Genomic DNA, 21,265 nt, shown 5'->3' with positions numbered 1-21,265 from the left:
TCAAACTATGCACGTCTCCCCGGCAAAGCCGGGGGATTTCCCAATAGATTAAATTCCCTGCGGAAGGAGTAAAACCCGGTGCTATCGTTATATCTGCGCGAAAACGCTCTGGAAACTGCCAGACTGAGCTTTCAAGGCCGACGCATCGCCAAAATAAGCCACGTCATGCCCAAAGCCGTCGACATCACCGGCAGTGTCGGCCCCGATCGACTCAGGGTGGAAGGCTTCATCCAAACCATCTTTCGTGATGCGTACCAGGCAAGCATCCAGATCCACTACCCCTACCTGATCAGCGTCAGTCAGTAATCAGGACGGCGAAATCCTCGCCGCCGCAGGCTTCCGTTACGCACACCAACAACCGTTGTTTCTAGAGCAATACACCGCTGCACCCATTGAACAGGAACTTGCCACCCTATACGGTCAGGCGGTCACACGTCGTGAAATCGTGGAAATCGGCGCGCTAGCGTCCGCAGGGGGCGGCTCATCCGTTTTTCTGTTTGCCGCACTCGCGTCATACCTGGACTTCCGCAACGTCCGTTACACGGTAGTCACCGGCACGCTGGACCTGCGCCGCCACTTGAAAATGCTGGGTTTGCAGCCGCAAACCCTCTGTGAGGCCCGACCCTCGCTACTGGCACCGACCGATGATGACTGGGGCAATTATTATGCAACCCGCCCCTATGTGCTGGCGGGCTCGGTAGCGCACGGCGTCGAGTGCCTGCAACGCACCCTGGGGTCGGTCTATGAAAACCAGGAGCCGTTTTGCTACCACACGGGAAGCCCGTCATGAGCCTATTGCTGGAAACCCTCAGGCGGCACGCCAGCGCCCGACCGGAACAGATTGCCCTGTCCGATGACCACCGGCATATCACTTACGCAGAGCTGCCTGCCCTCGTCGCTGATAAGGCGGAGCAATTGCACGACAGCCACTGCCGTGTGCTTGGCATCCAAGCAGACAACAGTGCAGACTGGGTTTTGTGGGATTTGGCGACGATGGCGGCAGGCGTAACTTGTGTGCCGTTACCCGACTTTTTCACCCGCCAGCAAACCGCCCACGTCATCCAGAGCGCCGGTATCGACCATCTCGTTACCGCCCAGGGGCTGGAGCCCACCGGCATCACCGATGCAGTGGAATTTCCACCCGAAACAGCAAAAATCACCTTTACGTCGGGCACCACCGGAACCCCCAAAGGCGTCTGCCTGAGCCAGCACGGCGTGGAGCAGGTCGCGCAAAGCCTGCTGACCGTGATCGGCGCGCAACATGCGGCGGATCACCTGTCCGTCCTGCCACTGGCCATCCTGCTGGAAAATGTGGCTGGGGTATATTCCACCCTGCTGGCGGGTGCCCGCTGCCATCTCTACAGCCTGCCGCAGATCGGCATGGGCAATCCATTCCAGCCCGATTTCCACAGCCTGATCCTGAACATGACGAAACACCGGATCACCTCGGCCATTCTCGTGCCTGAATTGTTGCGCGGCCTGACCTGGACGCTGAAACAGATTGAAATGCGGCTTCCTGGCCTGCGGTTCCTGGCGGTAGGCGGCTCTAAAGTATCCCCCGCCTTGTTGTTGCAGGCGCAGGCGCTGGGTCTGCCGGTCTACGAAGGCTACGGCCTGAGCGAATGCGGCTCGGTTGTGTCCCTCAACACCCCAGCCAGCGCCGCAATCGGCTCCACCGGCAAGGTATTGCCACACATCCGCCTGCACTGCGACAACGCTGGGGAAATCATCATCGACAACCCCGCCCTGCTCGGCTACCTGCATGGCGACAGGCAAACCGGCGCATTCGCCACCGGCGACCTCGGCCACCTTGACGCCAATGGCTTCCTGCACATTTCCGGGCGCAGAAAAAATCTGCTGATCACCTCGTTCGGGCGCAATGTGTCGCCGGAATGGGTGGAAAGCGCCCTCCTCAATCAGCCAGAAATCGCCCAGGCAGTGGTTTACGGCGACGCCCAGCCGTGGCTGGGGGCCCTGCTCGTCCCCAGCGCGCCGCAGGCCGACCTGAACGCCGTTGTGCAACGGGCAAACGCCTCACTGCCCGAATACGCCAAAGTACGGGCCTTTCACCCCATCGCTCCGCTGACACCGGAAGACGGCATGCTCACCGGCACTGGCCGCCCACGCCGGGAAGCGATCGCCAACCGATACCGCGACTTGATACAACAAGAGGAACAACAAGCATGAATTTTTACGACCGCCTCGTACAGGAAACCGCTGGCGCACGCCAGCAGTTGTACGCCGTGCCGCAACTGGCCAACGCACTGCGTGGTGACATCAGTGTGGAAACCTACCGCGCCTACCTGATACAGGCGTACCACCATGTCAAACATACCGTGCGCTTCCTGATGGCGATGGGCGTGCGGCTGCCCGAAGAGCATAGATGGCTGCACCACGCCATCGTCGAATACCTTGAAGAGGAAATCGGCCACGAAGAATGGATTCTGAACGACATCGCCGCCACTGGCGGTGACAAGGAGGCCGCCCGCCTCTCCACCCCGCATCTGGAAACGGAAGTGCTGGTGGCCTACAACTACGATTACATCAACCGCCGCAACCCGGTCGGTTTCCTTGGCATGGTGTTCATGCTGGAAAGCACCTCCACCCAAATCGCAGCCCAGGGCGCAAACAGCATCCAGCAGACGCTTGGCCTGCCTGCCGAAGCGTTTACCTACCTCCAGTCGCATGGCAAGTTGGACATCAGCCACATGCAGTTCTTCCGCCAACTGGTCAACCATATCGATGACCCGCTGGATCAAGCGGCCATCATTGAGGTGGCGCGCAACACTTTCCGCCTGTTCGCCAACGTGTTGGCCAGCATCCTGGTCGGCGAGGAAATGAAACATGCCGCTTAACGGAAAACATGCCGTCCTGACCGGCGGCAACGGCGGGATTGGCCAGGAACTGGCCACCATTCTGCGCGGGCAGGGCGTCAAGGTCACCGTCATCGACTGCAACCCCGGCAATGACGCCTGGGTGGTCAATCTGGCCGATGCGGAGGAACTCAGCGCCTTGTGCGGCAAATTGAACCGTTATCCGCCCGACATCCTGATAAATCTCGCTGGCATGATGTATTTCGGCCATTTGCCAGACCAGAATCCCGCCCATCTCCACAACATGCTGGCGGTCAACCTGGAAGCCCCCATCCGCCTCTCCCAGGCGGTGATCCCAAGCATGCTGGAGCGTGGCGGCGGGCAGATCGTCAATATCGGCTCGGTATTCGGCTCGCTGGCGTTCCCGCACTTCTCCACCTATTCCGCCACCAAGGCTGGGCTGGCGGGGTTTTCCGAAGCCCTGCGGCGGGAATATGCGGGCAAAGGCATTGACGTCACCCATATCGCCCCACGCGCGGTCAGCACCCCGCTGAACACCGCCATGATTGAGGAATTGCACCGGCGCACCGGCGTCGCCAACGATTCACCGGAAAAAGTTGCCGCCATCATCGCCGAGGCCATCGCGCACCGGCGCAAGCGCGTCACCATCGGCCAGCCGGAAGGTTTTTTCACACGGCTGAACGCCCTGCTGCCCGGGCTGATCGACCGGGCGCTGCTCGGCAAACGCGACATCGCCGATGACATTCTCGCCTCCTACAAACGCTGATTTTCAGGAACACATTAATGAAACTGACCCAAACCATCATTAGCCTCAGCCTGTTGGCTGCCACCATCCCCACATTCGCCAGTACGGACACCGATGTCCTCAAACTCCAGCAGGAATGGGACCGGATCAAATATCAGGTTGCGGACAAGGATGCCAAACTGCAAGCCATCCATGAACTGGAAAAAACCGCCGCCCAAACCGTTGCCGCCAACCCCAACAGTGTGGAGCCGGTCATATGGGAAGGCATCATCCTTTCCACTGACGCTGGCATTGTCAAAAGCATGTCGGCGCTGGGTACGGTGAAAAAGGCCAAAACGCTGCTTGAACAAGCCATCCAGACCAATCCGGGGGCCATGAACGGCTCCGCGCAGGCCTCCTTGGGCGTACTGTACTATCAGGTTCCCGGCTGGCCGGTTTCGTTCGGTGACGACAAAAAAGCCGAACAGTATCTGAAACAAGCCCTGCAAATCGGCCCGAACGACATCGACAACAACTATTTCTACGGTGATTTTTTACTGCGCGCCAAGCGCTATAACGAGGCGGAAACTTATCTCAACGCCGCCCTCAAAGCCCCTGCCCGTCCCAACCGGCAGATAGCGGATGCAGGCCGACGGCAGGAAATCAAACTGGCGCTGGCGGAAGCCCAGAAAAACCTGGCCAGCAAATAGGCATTCCCGCCAGATCAGGGAGCCATTGCCTGGTCTGGCGCTTCCTCACCAACAGATCCTCCGCGCCCAGCCTTTGCACATCCTCATTGGCTTGCCTAAAATCACAGTTCAATCACGACACACCCGGCAAGGCAATGTATCCACGCAAAGAAACCCTCCTGATTGCATTACTGATTATTGTCGCGGTATTGCACACCTATGGCTTCACCCTGGATCTGTACAAAGCCGACCGCAACGCCCTGCACCTGAGCGTTGACGCCATTGTCGTGCTGATTTCATTTGCCGGTGCCGGTTACCTGCTATGGGAAAACCAGCGCAAGCGGCGCGAAATTGAATCGCTCCGCCTCCAGTTGCACAGCTCCCACGCCCGCATCACCACCTTGCACCAAAAATTGCAACAGGCCGGACAGGGCTATCTGGAACTCATCCAGCAACAACTGGACGAATGGCAACTCAGCCCCACCGAAAAGGAAATCGCCCTATTGCTGCTCAAGGGCTTGAGCTTCGACGAAATCGCCGCCATCCGTCAGACCAAGGAAAAAACCGTGCGCCAGCAGGCCATTGCCGTCTACCGCAAGTCCGGCCTCAATGGCAGGCACGAATTCGCAGGCTGGTTTTTTGAAGACTTTCTCACTGACAAACCGTAGGGCATATGCCCTAAAACCCGCCGTTCAGACCTTTTGCCGACTGCCATGCATTAGGGCTGACTAATAGACTCCGCTGTATATCAGGTAATACAGCAAGAGCCCGTTAGCCTCATGTCCAAGACACTGTTTGCACTTTTTATCGCATTACCCATTGCCGCCCAAGCTGCCGACACCGTTCCGGTTCCGGCGGAACAACGCGCGGCCATGGGCATTGAATCCGCCCCGATCACCAGCAGTGCCACCGGGCTGGGGATGGAAGTCACCGCCAAAGTCATCCTCCCGCCCGACAGTGTGCGGGTGCTGGCCGCGCCGACCGACGGGCTGGTCACCACCTTACGTTATCAATCCGGTGAAACCGTCAAGGCAGGTGCGCCATTGGTAAGCCTCTCCTCCCCTGACCTGATAGAAGCCCGCCGCCAATACGTGCAGGCCACGCTCAAATACCGGCTGGCCGCCGACAATGCCTCGCGTGACAAGCGCCTTGCCGATCAGGGGCTGATTGCCAAAAACACCTGGCTGCTGACCCAGAATGAAGTCGCACTCGCCAAGTCCGATGTGGAAACCGCCGCCGCCACCATCCGCCTATTGGGTGCTAAACCCGACAGCGAAAGCAGCGAAATCACCCTTGTCTCCCCCATCAACGGCTGGGTTATCGAAACCCTGGTTGAACCTGGCCAGCGGGTTGAAGCCCCTGAAGCCCTGGTCAAAATCGGCAACCTGCTCAAATTGGGGCTGGAAATTCCCCTGCCGCTGGACAAGGCACATCAACTCAGCACGGGTCAGCGCGTGGAAGTGGCCGATACCGGCATTCAGGGTGAAATCACCGTTCTCAAGGCAGCGCTGGATGCCTCCCAAAACATGCTGGTGCGCGCCGACATTGAACAGCCAGACACCGTGCTGCACCCCGGCCAGTCGGTCAAGGTGCGCATCCTCGGCCAGAGCGGGCAAGGTTCCACCCAACACGTTCCCGCCAGCAGCATCGCCTGGGTGACGGATAAAGCCTACGTCTTCGTGGAAACCGCAGATGGCTTCATCCCCACCGCCGTCAAGGTGCAGAACCAGAATGGTGAAGACGCCAGCATCAGCGGGCTTGCACCTGACAGCAAAGTCGCCGTCAAGGGCGTGGCGGCACTCAAGGCCAAATGGCAGGAAGGCGGGGAGTAAACCATGCTCAACTGGATCACCGAATTCTCGCTGGCGCAGCGCTGGATGGTGCTGGGCGTCACCCTGCTGCTAGCTGCCCTGGGCATCCGTGCCTTCCAGCAACTGCCGATTGACGCCTTCCCGGATGTTTCCACCACCCAGGTCAAACTGATCCTGAAAGCGCCCGGCATGACCCCGGAGGAAGTCGAAACCCGCATCACCCAGCCGGTCGAAACCGAACTGCTCGGCATTCCCAACCAGACCATCCTGCGTAGCGTGTCCAAATACGCGCTGGCTGACATCACCATCGACTTTGCGGAAGGCACTGACATTTACTGGGCACGCAGCCAGGTTTCCGAGCGCTTCGCCAACGTCAAGGGCGACCTGCCGGATAATGTCGGCGGCGGGCTGGCACCCATTTCCACGCCGCTGTCGGAAATGTTCATGTTCACCATCGAAGGGCCGTTGCCGCTGGCGGAAAAGCGTACCCTACTGGACTGGACCATCCGCCCGCAACTGCGTGCCTTGCCCGGCGTGGCGGATGTGAACGCACTTGGCGGACGGGTCACCACCTTTGAAGTGACCCCCGACCTTGCCGCCCTCAACGCCCGTGGCCTCACGTTGGATGACCTGCGCACCGCACTGGAAAGCAACACCCGCAACGACGGCGCTGGCCGTGTCGATGAAGGCGAGGAAACCTGGGTGGTGCGTATCGAAGGCGGCATCAAACAACTGGACGACCTGCGCCAGATCGCCATCAAGAGCATGGACGACATCCCCGTGACGGTCGGCGATGTCGCCAAAGTCGAACTCGGCGAACTCACCCGCTACGGTGCGGTAACCCAAAACGGCAAAGGCGAAGCGGTCGAAGGGCTGGTGCTGGGTCTGCGCGGCGCGAATGCAGGCCAGTTAATCACGACGCTGAAGGCCAAACTGGCGGAAATCTCTGCCACCCTGCCGGAAGGCACGACGATCGAACCGTTCTACGACCGTGCCAATCTGGTCGACAAGGCCATCCACACCGTCAGCAAGGCACTGACCGAAGCGGCGGTGCTGGTCGGCGTCATCCTGTTTGCGTTCCTCGGCAATGTGCGTGCTGCGCTGGTGGTGGCGCTGATCCTGCCACTGTCAGTGCTTGGCACCTTTATCCTGATGCGCCAGTTTGGGCTTTCCGCCAACCTGATGAGTCTCGGCGGGCTGGCGATTGCCATCGGTTTGCTGGTGGATGCCGCCGTGGTCATCGTGGAAAACATCGTCGCCCACCTCGCCCATGACGACGAAAAGGCTAATACGCCGCAAATCCAGAAAGTGCTGTGGGCAACCCAGGAAGTTTCTGCACCGGTCAGTTCCGGCATCCTGATCATCGCCATCGTGTTCCTGCCGCTGCTGTCGCTGGAAGGGCTGGAAGGCAAACTGTTCGCCCCGGTGGCCATGACCATTGTGTTTGCGCTGTCCGCCTCGCTGTTGCTGGCGCTGACCACCATTCCGGTGATGTCCTCCTGGCTGCTGAAGAAAGCATCGCACGATGACCCGTGGCTGCTGCGCATTTCCCGCAAAATCTACATTCCGGTGCTGGATGGCGCACTGCGCTTCCCCAAATCCACCTACCTGCTGACCGCAGCACTGCTGGCGGGCGCAGTGGCGGTGTACCCCTTCATTGGCAAGACCTTCATGCCAGTGATGGATGAAGGCGACATGATTGTGCAACTGGAAAAACTGCCGTCGATCAGCCTGGAGCAAAGTGTTGCCACCGACCAGAAGGTACAGGCTGCCTTACTGGAGAAGGTTCCCGAAATCCAGCGCATTGTCGCCCGTGTCGGCTCGGACGAACTCGGCCTCGACCCAATGGGCCTGAACGACACCGACTCCTTCCTCGTCCTCAAACCGCTGGAGGAATGGCGCACCCCCGACAAGGAATGGTTGCAGGAACAAATCCGTCAGGTGCTGGACACCTTCCCCGGCATTGCCTACGGCTTCACCCAACCGATCGACATGCGCGTGTCGGAAATGCTCACCGGCAGCCGGGGCGATGTCGCCATCAAGATTTTTGGCTCCGACCTCGACAAACTCAACGGCTTTGCCCAGCAACTCGCCACTCTGCTGGAAAAAATTCCCGGCGCGACTGACGTTTACACCCAGCAAAACGATGGCGTGCAATACCTGAAAGCGGAAATCGACCGCGCCGCCGCCGGGCGCTTCGGCCTGACGGTGGATGACATTGCCGCCTTATTGCGCACCCAGCTCGAAGGCGAAATCATCGGCACCATCCAGCAGGAAGGCCGCCGCATTCCGCTGCAACTGCGCGGTTCCGCCGAATTGCGCAACGCCCCCACCGCCTTGCAAAACATCCGCCTGACGCTGCCGGATGGCCGCACCATCAGCCTCGATCAGGTGGCGAAACTGATCCGCACCGACGGGCCGGTTTCCATCAAGCGTGAAAACGCTGGCCGCTTTGTCACGGTACAAAGCAATGTCAGCGGTCGCGATCTGGTCAGCTTCGTGGAAGAAGCCCAGCAAGCCGTGGCGGAAAAACTCAAACTGCCTGCCGGTTACAATATTACCTGGGGCGGGCAATTCGAAAACCAGCAACGCGCCGCCCAACGCCTGATGGTGGTGGTGCCGCTGGCGCTGCTGCTGATTGGCCTGCTGCTATTCCTGACGTTCCGCGATGTGCGCCAGACCGTGCTGGTGATGGGGAACGTGCCACTGGCGCTGATCGGCGGGATTTTCAGCCTGGGGATTTCCGGGCAATACCTGTCGGTGCCTGCGTCGGTGGGTTTCATTGCCCTGCTGGGGATTGCGGTGCTTAACGGGGTGGTGCTGGTGACGTTCTTTAACCAGTTGCACAAACAGGGGTTCCGGGGAATTGCAGTAGTGCGTGAAGGGGCGTTGCGCCGCCTGCGCCCGGTGCTGATGACCGCCAGTATCGCCACCTGGGGGCTCGTGCCATTGCTGTTCGCCACCGGCCCCGGCTCCGAAATCCAGAAGCCGCTGGCAACGGTGGTGATCGGCGGGCTGGTCAGCTCCACCACGCTGACGCTGATCCTGCTGCCGCTGCTGTACCGCCAGTTCATCCTCAAGGGCGAAAAAACGCGGATACCGCCCAGCTCACACGAAACCAACGCCTGACCCAACCCGTTTTCAAGGAGACGACACCCATGTACAAACCTGCCGCCAACATTCTTGCCCTCTTATGGCTGCTGGGAGCCAGCGCCTGCGCAACTCCTCCTGCCACTGGCGCTGGCGTCACTTTCGCCACCGACGCCAGCACCGCGCCGGTCGCTTTCCGCTCCTTGCGGGTGGAAAACAGCGCAGATGGCCAACCAAACCTCATCAAGGGACAGATTCACCTGACCCGTTCCGAGCCGGTGCGCTTGGGGCATGTGGACTACACCGTGCTGGATGCGCAAGGCCACCCGCAGGAAAACGGCTGGGTGGAGCACTCATCCGCCATCCGCCTGCGCAATGCGCACCGCCCTTCGCTGTTCAGCATCCAGTTGCGGCAGCCTCTAACCCGTGGCGAAACAGTCCGCTTGAGCTACCATATCGGTCAGCATCCCTAAAAGCAGCAAAACCTGCTCCATTCCTCAAATATAGTGAACGGGAAGAGCCTTACACTTTTATCTCACCGGAAAAACTGCTGGAAGATTTTTTCTCAGATGTGACAGTGCTCAGGACAGGAGACAAATTATGAATCAGAACAGAAAATTGATTATCAGCATTACTTCCGAAGCTGACGTCATGCAGGATTTCAAGGCTGGTTTCCTGCAAGCCTTCAACACGGGCAGTTACCAGCCTGAACATATCTATTTTTCCTCCCCTGCCGCCCTGTTCCAGAAAATCACCCCCAAGCGTTGGGAGCTGATTGCCAAGTTGCAGGAAACCGGCACAGTCAGTATCCGCGAACTGGCAAGGTTGCTAGGGCGAGACATCCGGCGGGTGCATGATGATACGGTTGCCCTGATAGAAGAAGGTGTGGTTGAGCGGGAAGGCAACGGCGTATGTGTGCCTTTTGCCGAGATTCATACCGACTTTTCACTGAAATCAAAAGCAGCATAATGGCAAAGTCTATAATCTGCCGAAGGAATGCTCATGCGCGAATACCTTTATCCTGCCCAACCATTCAATAATTGGTTTCAAACCAAAGTAATTGACGCATGGCAATCTAGTGAAAAGCCATTCTTTGCTTTTGCTTTTTGTCTGACCATCCCCCATAAACTTACCGATCATGAAAACCAATAGAAAGATCAACAACCTTTTTGGCTTTATCTTTATTACGCAGAAACTAGAACACGGGATGTAGTTGCAGGGGGATGGAGCCCTGAAACAGACTTAGCTGTAGCCGGACATGCAATATACCGGATCAGGGTTTGCAAATTTGCGGAAAGGAATGACAATCCGTACACAGATCAATGTTATAACGCAACTCCCTGTGATAAAAGTAGCGAAAAGATTTGGTTCAAATGTGACAAGATTGAGGAAGTCAAAAAATTAGGCCAGCATGGTACACTTGAGAACCTACACTTGGATGATTTCCAACATGCTGTAGATAAAAACTTACAGTTACATTCAACAATAAGAAATTCCATTGCGCCCGTATGCAGAACTTCACCATTGATTATACGAAAGTCTTGGCAGTACACCGATGAGCCTACAAGCTGTAGCTCACAACCTTGATAAGCAAAAACGCCGCCCGAACAGGCGGCGTTTCTCTTTCAGCACAAAATAGCGTTAAACTTCGGTAGCCTCCGCCAACGCCGTAAACGTCAGGCGTCCCGCTTCCACATCCACCACGATCGTGTCTCCCGGCATAAACTTGCTGCTGAGGATTTGCTGCGCCAGCGGACATACCAATACGCACCATCATCTGCTGGTTAACCTTTTCTCTTTTAATTGACCATCTATAATCCACTGGATTAGCATCGAAGCCATGCAAACCATTGTCGAACTACCCGAATACCAACGCAGGGCATCCTCACTGCTCACCGGTGAAGAGAACACTTCCGTGATCAGCTATTTGTCAGAAAATCCTGATGCTGGAGCGGTTATGCAAGGTACGGGCGGCATCCGCAAGCTCCGTTGGGCAGCGCAAGGCAAGGGGAAAAGCGGCGGGATTCGCGTCATCTACTATTACCACAATGAAACAATCCCACTGTTTTTATTGACCGTATTTGGCAAGGGTGAAAAAGCCAACCTCAGCAAAGCAGAACGCAACAATTTAGCAAAATTCACAACAACCCTGATCAAGCACTATGGAGAGAAACAACATGGGTAGCGCATTTGCCAGCATTAAACAAGGCTTGGAAGAAGCAGTCGCCTTTGCAGAAGGTAATTGCCTGCAAGCTAAAGTGCATCAATTCTCACCCATCGATGTAAAAAATGTTCGGGCCAAGGTGGGAATGACCCAAGTGGAGTTTGCAGCAACGTTTGGCATCAGTGTCAGCACCTTGCGCCATTGGGAGCGTGGCGACCGCACCCCGCATGGGGCAGCACGGGTATTGCTGCATGTAGTGGCGAAAGAACCGCAAGCTGTGTTACGCGCCTTAGCCCACTGAAACCAACGCATTTGAAACGGTGCGCCATCTCCGACACAGCAAACAATGTTTTTGCTGACAAACCGTGTGTTTCCACAATGACACGAATAAAAATGCCGCGATAATGCGGCATTTTTACTGCTTCAACCGTATCAGTTTAGGCTTCGGTAGCTTCGGCCAACGGTGAGAAGGTCAAATGGCCATCCTGCACATCCACCACGATCGTGTCCCCCGGCATGAACTTGCTGCTGAGGATTTGCTGCGCCAGTGGATTCTCCAACTGGCTCTGGATGGCGCGCTTGAGCGGACGAGCGCCGTAAACCGGGTCGAAACCGGCGGAAGCGATGTGATCCAGCGCGGCCTCGGTCACATTGATGCCCAGTTCGCGCGCCGCCAGCCGCTTGCGCAGGTTGTTGAGCTGGATGTCGGCGATCTGGCGGATTTCGGCCTGATCCAGTGGATGGAACACCACGGTTTCATCGATGCGGTTGATGAATTCAGGGCGGAAATGCGTACCCACCACCTCCATCACCGCCGCCTTCATGCGCTCGTAGTTTTCCTCGCCCGCCATTTCCTGGATCAGGTGTGAACCGAGATTCGACGTCATGATGATCACGGTGTTGCGGAAATCGACCGTGCGCCCTTGCCCATCCGTCAGGCGGCCATCGTCCAGCACTTGCAGCAGCACGTTGAACACGTCGGCGTGCGCCTTTTCCACTTCGTCCAGCAGGATCACGGAATACGGGCGGCGGCGCACCGCTTCGGTCAGGTAACCGCCTTCCTCATAGCCGACATAGCCCGGAGGCGCGCCAATCAGACGCGCGACGGAATGCTTTTCCATGAATTCGGACATGTCGATGCGCACCATCGCCTCATCGGTGTCGAACAGGAATTGCGCCAGCGCCTTGGTCAGCTCGGTCTTGCCCACCCCGGTCGGGCCGAGGAACAGGAACGAGCCGCTCGGACGGTTCGGGTCGGAAAGCCCAGCGCGCGCGCGGCGGATGGCGTTGGAAACCGCCACCACTGCTTCATGCTGGCCGATGACGCGCTTGCCGAGCACGTCTTCCATGTGCAGCAGCTTGTCCTTCTCGGATTCGAGCATCTTGCTGACCGGAATGCCCGTCCAGCGGGACACGATGTCGGCGATCTCTTCGTCCGTCACCTTGTTCTTGAGCAGCTTGGTTTCCTGCGCACCGTTGACAGCCGCATCCGCCGCCGCCAGTTGCTGCTCCAGTTCCGGAATCCTGCCATATTGCAACTCGGCCATCCGTTGCAGGTTGCCCGCGCGTTTGGCAGTGTCGAATTCCAACCGCGCCTGGTCGAGCGCTTCCTTGATGTGGGTAGTGCCCTGCATCGCGGCTTTTTCGCCCTTCCAGATTTCTTCCAGATCGGCGAACTCGCGCTCCAGCTTGTCGATTTCAGACTGCAAGTCAGCCAGCCGCTTTTTGGAGGCATCGTCGGACTCTTTTTTCAGCGCTTCACGTTCGATCTTGAGCTGGATCAAACGGCGCTCCAGCTTGTCGAGCGCTTCGGGCTTGGAGTCGATTTCCAGCCGGATGCGGGAAGCGGCTTCGTCAATCAGGTCGATGGCCTTGTCCGGCAACTGACGGTCGGTGATGTAACGGTGCGAAAGCGTCGCCGCCGCGACCAGCGCCGGGTCGGTGATGTCCACGCCATGATGCACCTCGTACTTTTCCTGCAAGCCGCGCAGGATGGCGATGGTGTCTTCCACCGTTGGCTCGTCGACCAGCACTTTCTGGAAGCGGCGTTCGAGCGCAGCGTCCTTTTCGATGTACTGGCGGTATTCGTCCAGCGTGGTGGCACCGACGCAATGCAGTTCGCCACGCGCCAAAGCAGGCTTGAGCATATTGCCCGCATCCATCGCGCCTTCGGCCTTGCCTGCGCCGACCATGGTGTGGATTTCATCAATGAACAGGATGATATTGCCTTCGGATTTGGCAATGTCGGTCAACACGGATTTCAGCCGTTCTTCAAAGTCGCCCCGGTATTTGGAGCCAGCCAGCAGCGCACCAAGATCGAGTGAGAGCAGGCGTTTGCCCTTGACGCCTTCGGGGACTTCGCCGTTGACGATGCGTTGCGCCAGCCCTTCCACCAGCGCGGTCTTGCCGACGCCGGGTTCGCCGATCAGCACCGGGTTGTTCTTGGTGCGGCGTTGCAGGATTTGCACCATGCGGCGGATTTCTTCGTCACGCCCGATGATGGGGTCGATCTTGCCCTGCTCGGCGCGTTCGGTGAGGTCGATGGTGTATTTTTCCAGCGCTTGGCGTTGGTCTTCGGCGTTCGGGTCGTTGATGGCCTGGCCGCCGCGCATGGATTCGATGGCTTTTTCCAGCGCGCCCTTGGTTGCGCCGGTTTCACGCAGCAGGTTGCCGAGCGCACCTTTGTCCTCCAGCCCCGCCAGCACGAACAGTTCGGAAGAAATGTATTGGTCCTTGCGTTGCTGGGCAATCTTGTCGGTGACGTTCAGCAGCTTGCTGAGGTCGTTGGAGACATGCACGCTGCCCGCATCGCCGCCGGATACGGTGGAAATGCGGTCGAGCGCTTCACCCAATTTGGAGCGCAACTGGTTGACGTTGACATCGGCCTTGGTCAGCAGGCCGCGCACCCCGCCGCCTTCCTGATCCAGCAAAGCGATCATCAGGTGGACGGGTTCGATGAACTGGTGATCCCGCCCGAGGGCGAGGGACTGGGAATCCTGCAAGGCTAACTGAAATTTGCTGGTCAGTTTATCCATTCTCATGTGGGCTACCTTCTTTTTCAAATAGGGGGGCGCTGCGCGCCGGATGAGGCAAATCTGGGGTGAAGCGTGTGGAAATTCAAGGCGGGGCTGTGGATAAGTTTAGCGCCAGCGGCAAACGCAGGCAGTAATGTAAAGAAATGTTACACAAAGCACCCAGGCGCTTGGCGTCATGTTAAATTCCGGCCATTCTGTCAAATCAAGGCAAACAGCATCCGGGGTGGCGCAGAACGCGCAATTGAACGCTTTCCAGCCCGACCGACGCACCCTGCTGAGGAGAAACAGCTGACATGTTACTGATCAATCTTGGCATTATGGCAGGCGTCTATGCGGGCAAGCGCCTGCTGGATTCCCGGCAAGCCAGGGCGGCGACTGCGCTTTCCACCTTGCCCGCAACAGCGCCACAGGCAGAAGACAGCGACCCAGCGAAAAGCCTGCTACAAGCCAAAATCAGCGGCGTCTCGGTCTTGATGGTTTCCGCCAGTGCATTCCTGGCCCCGCCGTTTGCCTTGCTCGGCATCGGCGTGATCAGCTACACCCTGACGCCCATTTTGCAGCGGGCTTTCGAGACTTGGCGCACACAGAAAAAAATCACCAACGACAGCTACAGCTCCATCGTGCCCATCCTGTTGGTGGCGACCGGCAACAACTTCGCCGCCGCCATGCACAATGTGCTGTACCATTTCAGCAGCTACCTGATCAGCAAAAGCCGGGAAGACTCCAGCCAGTTGGCTGCCGCCGCCTTCCACCAGACGCCTGAAACTGTCTGGATTGCGGCAGACGGTGTGGAACAGCAGGTTCCGCTGGAGCAGGTGCAAACCGGGGATGGCGTCATTGCCAGCACCGGCGTCACCATTCCGGTGGATGGGCTGATCCTGGAAGGCTCCGCACTGGTGGACCAACAGGCGTTAACCGGCGAAGCCAACCCGCTGGAAAAAACCGTGGGCGATACGGTCATGGCGGCCACCATCGTCCTGAGCGGCCGCATTGTGATCCAGGCCGCGCACAGCGGCGCTGAAACCCGCATCAGCAAGCTGAACACGCTGTTGGGCCAGACCCGTGATTACAAGACACAGTTGCAGCTAAAAGGCGAAGCCTGGGCCAACCGCATCGCCCTGCCGATCATTGCCACCAGTGCCGCCGCCATTCCATTTGTCGGCCCCAACCCAGCCATGGCCTTGCTGTTCAGCGCCCCGCTCAACGCCGTCCGTTCCATGCTGTCGACCCAGACAGCCGCGCACATGCAAGGCGTCATGCGCCAGGGCGTCTTCATCAAGGATGGGCGCATGCTGGAAGAACTGCCGCACATCGACACCATCCTGTTTGACAAAACCGGCACCTTGACGCGGACACACCCCGAAGTCGCCGCGATCATCACCTGCGCCGACCTGGATGCCGACAGCCTGCTGGCGTTGGCGGCGGCGGCGGAACAACGGCTGGAGCATCCCATTGCCCGCGCCATTTATGACCAAGCCATTGAGCAGCAATTGACCTTGCCCACTGTGACCAACAGCCGCTATGAGCTAGGGCTGGGCGTCACCGTCAGTGTGGAGCAGCACGAAATCCGCGTCGGCAGCCAGCGTTTTATCCAGCAGGCAACCGGCCAGCACACCCTGCCCGCCCCGATTGCAGCAGCGATGCAAGCCGCCGCTGGGCATACGTTCATCCTGATTGCAGTAGATAACGGCATCCAGGGCGCGCTGGAGCTGCATCCACGCTTGCGGCCAGAAGTTCCCGCCCTGATCGGTGCCTTGCGCCAGCGCGGTTTCCAGCAATTGGCCATTGTTTCCGGCGACCAACAGGCACCGACCGAACGGCTGGCTGCCGAACTGGGGCTGGACGCTGCTTACGGTGAAGTCCTGCCACAAGACAAGGCCGCCCTGATCCAGCAGTTGCAGGAACAGGGCCACCGGGTCTGCTTTATCGGCGATGGGCTGAATGACGCCATCGCCATGAAACAGGCCAATGTATCCGTCTGTTTAAGCAGCGCTTCCGCCATTACCAGCGAGGTCGCCCAGATCCTGTTGCTGAATGACAGTTTGCAGCCGCTTGACTGCCTGTTCGGCATGGCCAGCCGCCTGCACAAACGCCTGGATAAAAACCTGTATTTGTGGATCGGTTTCAGCGCCAGCAACGCCATCGCCGTACCACTGCTGGCATTTAACCCGTTGCAATCCAGCTTGTTTTACAGCGCTGCTTATGTGGCGGGGCTGAAATTGTCCGGCAATACGCAAACCCAGGAGTGCTGACGACCCCCGCCTCCCATGCATGGTGGGCGCTTGCCACATCACGGACTTATCCTTACCATCCCAAACATGAACAGCCCGCTCCATATTTTGCCCCTGTCCGGCTCCGCGATCGCGCCGTATCTGGCTGACCTTGCCCGTTTGCGCATCACCGTGTTCCGTGAGTTTCCCTACCTCTACGATGGGACGGAGGAATACGAGGCCCGCTACCTGCAAACCTACCTCAACTCGCCTGACAGCATCGCCGTGCTGGCGCTGGATGGGGGACAGGTCGTCGGCGCTTCCACCGGCCTGCCGATGGCGCATGAAGAGGCCGATTTCCAGAAGCCGTTCGTGGCACAAGGTTATGACCCGCAAACCTTGTTTTACTGCGCCGAATCCGTGCTGCTGCCGCAATACCGTGGGCGCGGCGTCTACAAGGCGTTCTTCCAGGGGCGCGAAGAGCACGCCCGCAAACTGGGCGGTTTCAGTCACCTGACTTTCTGCGGAGTGGAGCGCCCCCCTGACCACCCGTTGCGCCCTGCTGGTTATGTCCCGCTGGACGCCATCTGGCAGCGTTTCGGCTACGAACAGCGCCCTGAACTGCGCACCACTTATGAATGGAAAGACACCAACGAAACGGCAGTTTCCCCCAAACCAATGGTGTTCTGGATGAAAGCGCTCACAAATCGGTGAATGGCGGATTTTCGGTTCCCGCAGCCCAACCTTTTTGTCTATAGTCATAGGGCTGCAAAACGCCAAAAGAAGAGGTTGGAGTGAACGGTTCAGGCAGGATGTCAAGGGGTTCTCTTGTCAAACAGCGCGGCTTTGTTTTCAAGCTGATCCATTCGCTGCTGCTGGTGGCGGGCGCAATCCTGTTGGTGTTGTTGTATCGTGCGGGCAAACTGCCTTTCGTCAATTACAAGCCCAACCTTTCCGGCTGGAGCGCCAGCATCAATCCAGACAAACATTACAACGAGGATGTTTGGGAACCCGACAACACCCACTACTACAAGACAACCCAGCGCCGTTCCGCGCCAGTCACCCGCCAGCAGGAAGAAACCAGCTATACGGACAACCGCTATGCCGTGCAAGTCGCAGCAGGCTATGACTCCAGGCAACTGTATGTCTGGCGGGACCAATTGCTCAGGGATGGTTACGACGCTTATCTAGTCAGCCTGAACACACCACGCGGGCTGATGTTCAAATTACGGGTCGGGGCATATGGCAGCCGGTTGCAGGCGGAAAACATGCGCGACAAACTGCGCAGCCACTTTCCCAGCAATTTCGGTGCCAGTTTTATAGTGGAAGGCAACTGACCCACCCCGTCACTTGGCCAGCAAATCGTACTGATAATTCTGCAAGCCCTGCGTTGCACAATAGACACTGCCCTGCATCCCGGCAGTTGAAGGGGTAACTTTCCCGTTCTTGACGACCAACCCCTGCACTTCCTGCCCGCAACGGTCACCTTTGGCGGGGGTGCCAATCACCGCGACCACCAGCGTGGTCTTGTCATGCCGGTAGACCTGCACACGCTGCCCACCCGGCGACAGCATGAAATAACACGGAGCCATCGGCTTGAGCCAGGTTGACGGGGCCGCTTGCCCAACCTGTAGTTTGCAGCCGCCACCATCATCCCATAACGCCAGATGCAAACCACCGACACTCGCCTGATCCGAAACGTGCGGCTTGTCCAAGCGTTCAGGCAAGGCCAGCGGCCTATTTTCCGGCTGCGACCCTGAATCGCAAGCCGCCAATGACCATAGTAACAGTGCGCCTGCCGCCAAACTTCCTAGTGCACGGGCCAAAACCAGACCTCCTCGGAACGCTCAAAATAATCCAGTGAACCATGCGCCATTCCCGGCCCTTCCAGACTCGCGTCCGTCGCCCGACGAACCAACCCGGTGCCATCCCACAGGTCAATATGGTCGCCTTGATTCCCTTCGCCCCAGAAATTCTGGAAACAGACGAACCCGGTGCGCCCCTTGAACGCTCCCCAGGTCACATTGCTGCGAACCTCCACCAACCCGAAACGTTCCGGATGGCGGCGCATCCACTCAGCCAGTTCCCGCGCTCGTAGGGTATGCCCCCGATGACCGGAATACCAACAAACCGACTGGTCATAACCGGACAACAGGCCGCTGCGTAACAAGCAGGAACCCATCATGATGCCGCATTGGTTGCCGAAATAGGGGTTGCCTTGCCCATCCTTACAAGGAAACACATCACCATCCGCAATTGCCGGATGGTTGTTCCACAACATACTGAAACCCAGATTGACGCCTTCCGTTGGCAAGCCCCCCTCTGCCGGTAAATCCGGCGTGAGCGGCTGCTCCCGGTCGCCTTGTGGTGTAAACACTGGCGGTGCGGGGACTGGCGCAGTTGGAGCAACCGGTTGTGCAGACGGTGGGACAGGCGCTGGCGTCACATTAGGTACAACAGTAGGCGTCTCCGTTGGAACCGCTGTATTGCGCCCGAACAACCACGCAACCAAACGGCTCCACAACGAACTCGATGCAGGCATAGGTAGATCCTTGGTGAACCAGCCCTAACTATAGGACAAAATCCGCCATTAATGGCTGCGTTCCCGCAGTTTGCTGTCGCGCGGGAAATGGGCGCTCAGGAATTCCATCTGATCAGCCAAGATATGCCGCCCCTGGAGATAGACATATTCCGCATAATTGGGTTGGAACGGGATCGCCAGCAATGGCATGTGGGCTTGTTCCGGCGTGCGCCCGCCTTTGTGGCTGTTGCAGTGCTTGCAGGCAGTGACAACGTTCGTCCACACATCGCGTCCGCCCCGAACCAGCGGCATGACATGGTCGCGGGACAAGTCCTTTTCCAGAAAATGTTCGCCGCAATACAAACAGATATGGTCGTCGCGCCGAAACAAGGTTGGATTGTTCAGCGGCGGCACATAATGTTCATACAGCGTATGCTTGCTGCCGTAAGTGGCAATGATGGAATTCAGATCAATCCGGCTGCGGTGTCCGGTTTTGGCGTTGACGCCGCCATGGATTTTAAGAATGGGCGTTCCGCAAGTGTAGGCCACCTGCTCGGTATAATAAAGTTTGACCGCTGTTTGAAAATGTATCCATTCCAGCGGCATCCCACTAACGTCCGTGCGCAGGATGAGTTGGTTTAACCTGAGCATCTCCGTTTCCTTTTGCCTGACAGACTGCCGCATAGTCTGCCCATCTCTGATGACATGCAGATGAAAGGATTCCGGTATTATTGAGACATGTCAAGATACCGGTTAATATCTTTCGGCATACTGTGCGCCACTCAGTGACTTTATTAGAGAGGAAATAACATGTTTAGTTTTGACTACGGCCTGCCAGCGGCAATCGTTGTTGCCCTTATCGTGTTCGCGTGGTTCAGCTTCTTTTCCGTTGTTTTCTCCGGTTAAGCAAGAGAAAAAGCCTAAATGGCCAGGATGAACAGTTTTCATTTTGGCCAATCACATGTATTTGCAAGTGCCTTTTGATCTTGTCAGGGTGGAGGTATTCTTTTATCCTTTCCCCTGCAAAGATTAATAGAGGTATGTAGATATGTTGAGCTGGGATTATGGCTTCCCGATGCTTCTCATTATAGGGATGATTGTTTTTGCGTGGTTCAGCTTCCTGTCGGTAGCGTTCTTCGGTTAAACGCCAGCATCTTCACCAAAAAGGCCGCTTTTGCGGCCTTTTTCTATTGTCCCAACAAGCGGCGTTTCTACCAAGCTTTACGCAGCTTCCATCACGCCCAACCGCAGTTTGTTGATGGCTGCATTTTCCAATTGACGGATACGTTCGGCAGATACATTGTATTTTTCGGCCAGTTCATGCAAGGTCGCCTTGTTTTCAACAAGCCAACGGTTGGCCAGAATATCTTGGCTGCGTGCATCCAACTTCGCCAATGCATCCTGAAAGCGTTCCCGCGTGTAAGTGTCCCACTCTTCCGCTTCCAGTGTTTCCGCCGGATCAGCATCATCCGCCGCCAAATACTGGCTGGGCGAAAAGCTGGCGGAGTCATCGTCCTCCTGATCCATGCTCAGGTCGAAAGCAACATCATTGGCGCTAAGGCGTTTCTCCATCTCCAGCACTTCAGCCGTGCTGACGCCCAAATCTTCAGCCATGGCTTGCGCCTCTTCGTGATTCAGCCAGCCCAGCCGCTGCTTGCTGCTGCGCAGATTGAAGAACAGCTTGCGCTGCGCCTTGGTGGTCGCCACTTTGACAATTTTCCAGTTGCGCAGGATAAATTCGTGAATTTCCGCCCGGATCCAATGCACAGCGAAAGAGATCAGGCGCACATTCATTTCAGGTTCGAAACGTTTGACAGCTTTCATCAAGCCAACATTACCCTCCTGCACCAAATCACCCAGTGGCAAGCCGTAGCCGCTATACCCGCGTGCCACCTTCACCACAAAACGTAGGTTGTGCAGGATCAATTGACGTGCCGCTTCCAAATCGCCTGCGTATCTCAGACGTTCCGCCAGTTCGCGCTCTTCTTCGGCTTCCAGCACGGGGATGGAATGAATCGCATGGATGTAGCTTTCCAGATTCCCTACCGGAACCGGCAAGGTTTGTCCTCTCAGCATCAATGCGTTGTTCATGTATGTAGCCTCCTGTTAGTGTTATGGCTCATATTAGCACTCTTCCTCTTAGAGTGCTAATAACCTCATGGGGTTCAGTTTTTGTGCTTGATTCAT

23 protein-coding genes are annotated in these 21,265 nt (G+C 57.5%); 17 read left to right on the top strand and 6 right to left on the bottom strand.

The window, feature by feature from the left end:
* Positions 1-78: 78 nt before the first annotated feature.
* The 12 genes from VSS37_RS06590 to VSS37_RS06535 all read left to right on the top strand — a co-directional run bounded on the left by VSS37_RS06590 (position 79) and on the right by VSS37_RS06535 (position 10,300).
* On the top strand, positions 79-306 hold the full coding sequence (locus VSS37_RS06590; RefSeq protein WP_324693998.1) for a hypothetical protein: 228 nt from the start codon (positions 79-81) through the stop codon (positions 304-306).
* Positions 307-319: 13 nt separating this feature from the next.
* The gene (locus VSS37_RS06585; RefSeq protein WP_324694001.1) at positions 320-790 is read left to right on the top strand and encodes a thermostable hemolysin; all 471 of its coding nucleotides are present in this window, start codon (positions 320-322) and stop codon (positions 788-790) included.
* Positions 787-2,187 (top strand): AMP-binding protein, encoded by a 1,401-nt coding sequence (locus VSS37_RS06580; RefSeq protein ID WP_324693997.1) that lies wholly within the window; start codon positions 787-789, stop codon positions 2,185-2,187. Before VSS37_RS06585 ends, VSS37_RS06580 begins: the two co-directional genes overlap by 4 nt.
* Entirely contained in the window at positions 2,184-2,855 is a 672-nt protein-coding gene (locus VSS37_RS06575; RefSeq protein WP_324693996.1) for an iron-containing redox enzyme family protein, read from the top strand. Before VSS37_RS06580 ends, VSS37_RS06575 begins: the two co-directional genes overlap by 4 nt.
* Entirely contained in the window at positions 2,845-3,600 is a 756-nt protein-coding gene (locus VSS37_RS06570) for an SDR family NAD(P)-dependent oxidoreductase (protein ID WP_324693995.1), read from the top strand. Before VSS37_RS06575 ends, VSS37_RS06570 begins: the two co-directional genes overlap by 11 nt.
* A 17-nt stretch (positions 3,601-3,617) precedes the next feature.
* Positions 3,618-4,268 (top strand): tetratricopeptide repeat protein, encoded by a 651-nt coding sequence (locus VSS37_RS06565; protein WP_324693994.1) that lies wholly within the window; start codon positions 3,618-3,620, stop codon positions 4,266-4,268.
* A gap of 134 nt (positions 4,269-4,402) precedes the next feature.
* A complete protein-coding gene (locus VSS37_RS06560) occupies positions 4,403-4,915 on the top strand; it encodes a helix-turn-helix transcriptional regulator (RefSeq protein WP_324693993.1) in 513 nt (170 codons plus the stop codon).
* Between the two features lie 111 nt (positions 4,916-5,026).
* Complete coding sequence (locus VSS37_RS06555) at positions 5,027-6,079, top strand: efflux RND transporter periplasmic adaptor subunit (RefSeq protein WP_324693992.1); 1,053 nt, start codon at positions 5,027-5,029, stop codon at positions 6,077-6,079.
* 3 nt (positions 6,080-6,082) lie between these two features.
* A complete protein-coding gene (locus VSS37_RS06550; RefSeq protein ID WP_324693991.1) occupies positions 6,083-9,187 on the top strand; it encodes an efflux RND transporter permease subunit in 3,105 nt (1,034 codons plus the stop codon).
* Between the two features lie 29 nt (positions 9,188-9,216).
* Entirely contained in the window at positions 9,217-9,621 is a 405-nt protein-coding gene (locus VSS37_RS06545) for a hypothetical protein (protein WP_324693990.1), read from the top strand.
* Positions 9,622-9,748: 127 nt separating this feature from the next.
* The gene (locus VSS37_RS06540; protein WP_324693989.1) at positions 9,749-10,117 is read left to right on the top strand and encodes an HVO_A0114 family putative DNA-binding protein; all 369 of its coding nucleotides are present in this window, start codon (positions 9,749-9,751) and stop codon (positions 10,115-10,117) included.
* A gap of 33 nt (positions 10,118-10,150) precedes the next feature.
* Positions 10,151-10,300, top strand: coding sequence for a hypothetical protein (locus tag VSS37_RS06535; RefSeq protein ID WP_324693988.1), 150 nt, complete (start codon positions 10,151-10,153; stop codon positions 10,298-10,300).
* A gap of 489 nt (positions 10,301-10,789) precedes the next feature.
* Here VSS37_RS06535 and VSS37_RS06530 read toward each other — a convergent pair whose 3' ends face one another.
* Positions 10,790-10,912, bottom strand: coding sequence for a hypothetical protein (locus VSS37_RS06530; protein ID WP_324693987.1), 123 nt, complete (start codon positions 10,910-10,912; stop codon positions 10,790-10,792).
* Positions 10,913-10,988: 76 nt separating this feature from the next.
* Between VSS37_RS06530 and VSS37_RS06525 the strand changes: the two genes are divergently transcribed.
* Both VSS37_RS06525 and nadS read left to right on the top strand, forming a co-directional pair.
* The gene (locus VSS37_RS06525) at positions 10,989-11,333 is read left to right on the top strand and encodes a type II toxin-antitoxin system RelE/ParE family toxin (RefSeq protein WP_324693986.1); all 345 of its coding nucleotides are present in this window, start codon (positions 10,989-10,991) and stop codon (positions 11,331-11,333) included.
* Positions 11,326-11,613, top strand: coding sequence for a NadS family protein (gene nadS, locus VSS37_RS06520; protein ID WP_324693985.1), 288 nt, complete (start codon positions 11,326-11,328; stop codon positions 11,611-11,613). The genes VSS37_RS06525 and nadS overlap by 8 nt, the downstream gene beginning before the upstream one ends.
* 136 nt (positions 11,614-11,749) lie before the next feature.
* Here the strand turns inward: nadS and clpB are convergent, their stop codons facing one another.
* Complete coding sequence (gene clpB / locus VSS37_RS06515; protein WP_324693984.1) at positions 11,750-14,353, bottom strand: ATP-dependent chaperone ClpB; 2,604 nt, start codon at positions 14,351-14,353, stop codon at positions 11,750-11,752.
* A gap of 287 nt (positions 14,354-14,640) precedes the next feature.
* Between clpB and VSS37_RS06510 the strand changes: the two genes are divergently transcribed.
* The 3 genes from VSS37_RS06510 (at position 14,641) to VSS37_RS06500 (ending at position 17,894) form a co-directional block, all read left to right on the top strand.
* Positions 14,641-16,599 (top strand): heavy metal translocating P-type ATPase, encoded by a 1,959-nt coding sequence (locus VSS37_RS06510; RefSeq protein ID WP_324693983.1) that lies wholly within the window; start codon positions 14,641-14,643, stop codon positions 16,597-16,599.
* Between the two features lie 66 nt (positions 16,600-16,665).
* Positions 16,666-17,271: a GNAT family N-acetyltransferase gene (locus VSS37_RS06505; protein WP_324693982.1), complete on the top strand. Its 606-nt coding sequence runs from the start codon at positions 16,666-16,668 to the stop codon at positions 17,269-17,271.
* 98 nt (positions 17,272-17,369) lie between these two features.
* Complete coding sequence (locus VSS37_RS06500; protein WP_324693981.1) at positions 17,370-17,894, top strand: SPOR domain-containing protein; 525 nt, start codon at positions 17,370-17,372, stop codon at positions 17,892-17,894.
* Between the two features lie 9 nt (positions 17,895-17,903).
* Here the strand turns inward: VSS37_RS06500 and VSS37_RS06495 are convergent, their stop codons facing one another.
* From VSS37_RS06495 to rpoH, 4 genes are all read right to left on the bottom strand, one after another.
* Entirely contained in the window at positions 17,904-18,383 is a 480-nt protein-coding gene (locus VSS37_RS06495; protein WP_324693980.1) for a hypothetical protein, read from the bottom strand.
* Positions 18,368-19,099, bottom strand: coding sequence for a T6SS effector amidase Tae4 family protein (locus VSS37_RS06490; RefSeq protein ID WP_324693979.1), 732 nt, complete (start codon positions 19,097-19,099; stop codon positions 18,368-18,370). Before VSS37_RS06490 ends, VSS37_RS06495 begins: the two co-directional genes overlap by 16 nt.
* Before the next feature lie 48 nt (positions 19,100-19,147).
* Positions 19,148-19,729 carry an HNH endonuclease gene (locus tag VSS37_RS06485; RefSeq protein ID WP_324693978.1) on the bottom strand — a complete coding sequence of 194 codons (582 nt, stop codon included), beginning with the start codon at positions 19,727-19,729 and terminating at the stop codon, positions 19,148-19,150.
* Between the two features lie 570 nt (positions 19,730-20,299).
* Positions 20,300-21,169 (bottom strand): RNA polymerase sigma factor RpoH, encoded by an 870-nt coding sequence (gene rpoH / locus VSS37_RS06480; RefSeq protein WP_324693977.1) that lies wholly within the window; start codon positions 21,167-21,169, stop codon positions 20,300-20,302.
* Positions 21,170-21,265: the final 96 nt, after the last annotated feature.

Source organism: Candidatus Thiothrix phosphatis, assembly GCF_035668035.1.
Taxonomy (GTDB): domain Bacteria; phylum Pseudomonadota; class Gammaproteobacteria; order Thiotrichales; family Thiotrichaceae; genus Thiothrix; species Thiothrix phosphatis.
The sequence above is the reverse complement of the archived record's forward strand: the minus strand, read 5'-3'. Positions and strand labels throughout refer to the sequence as shown.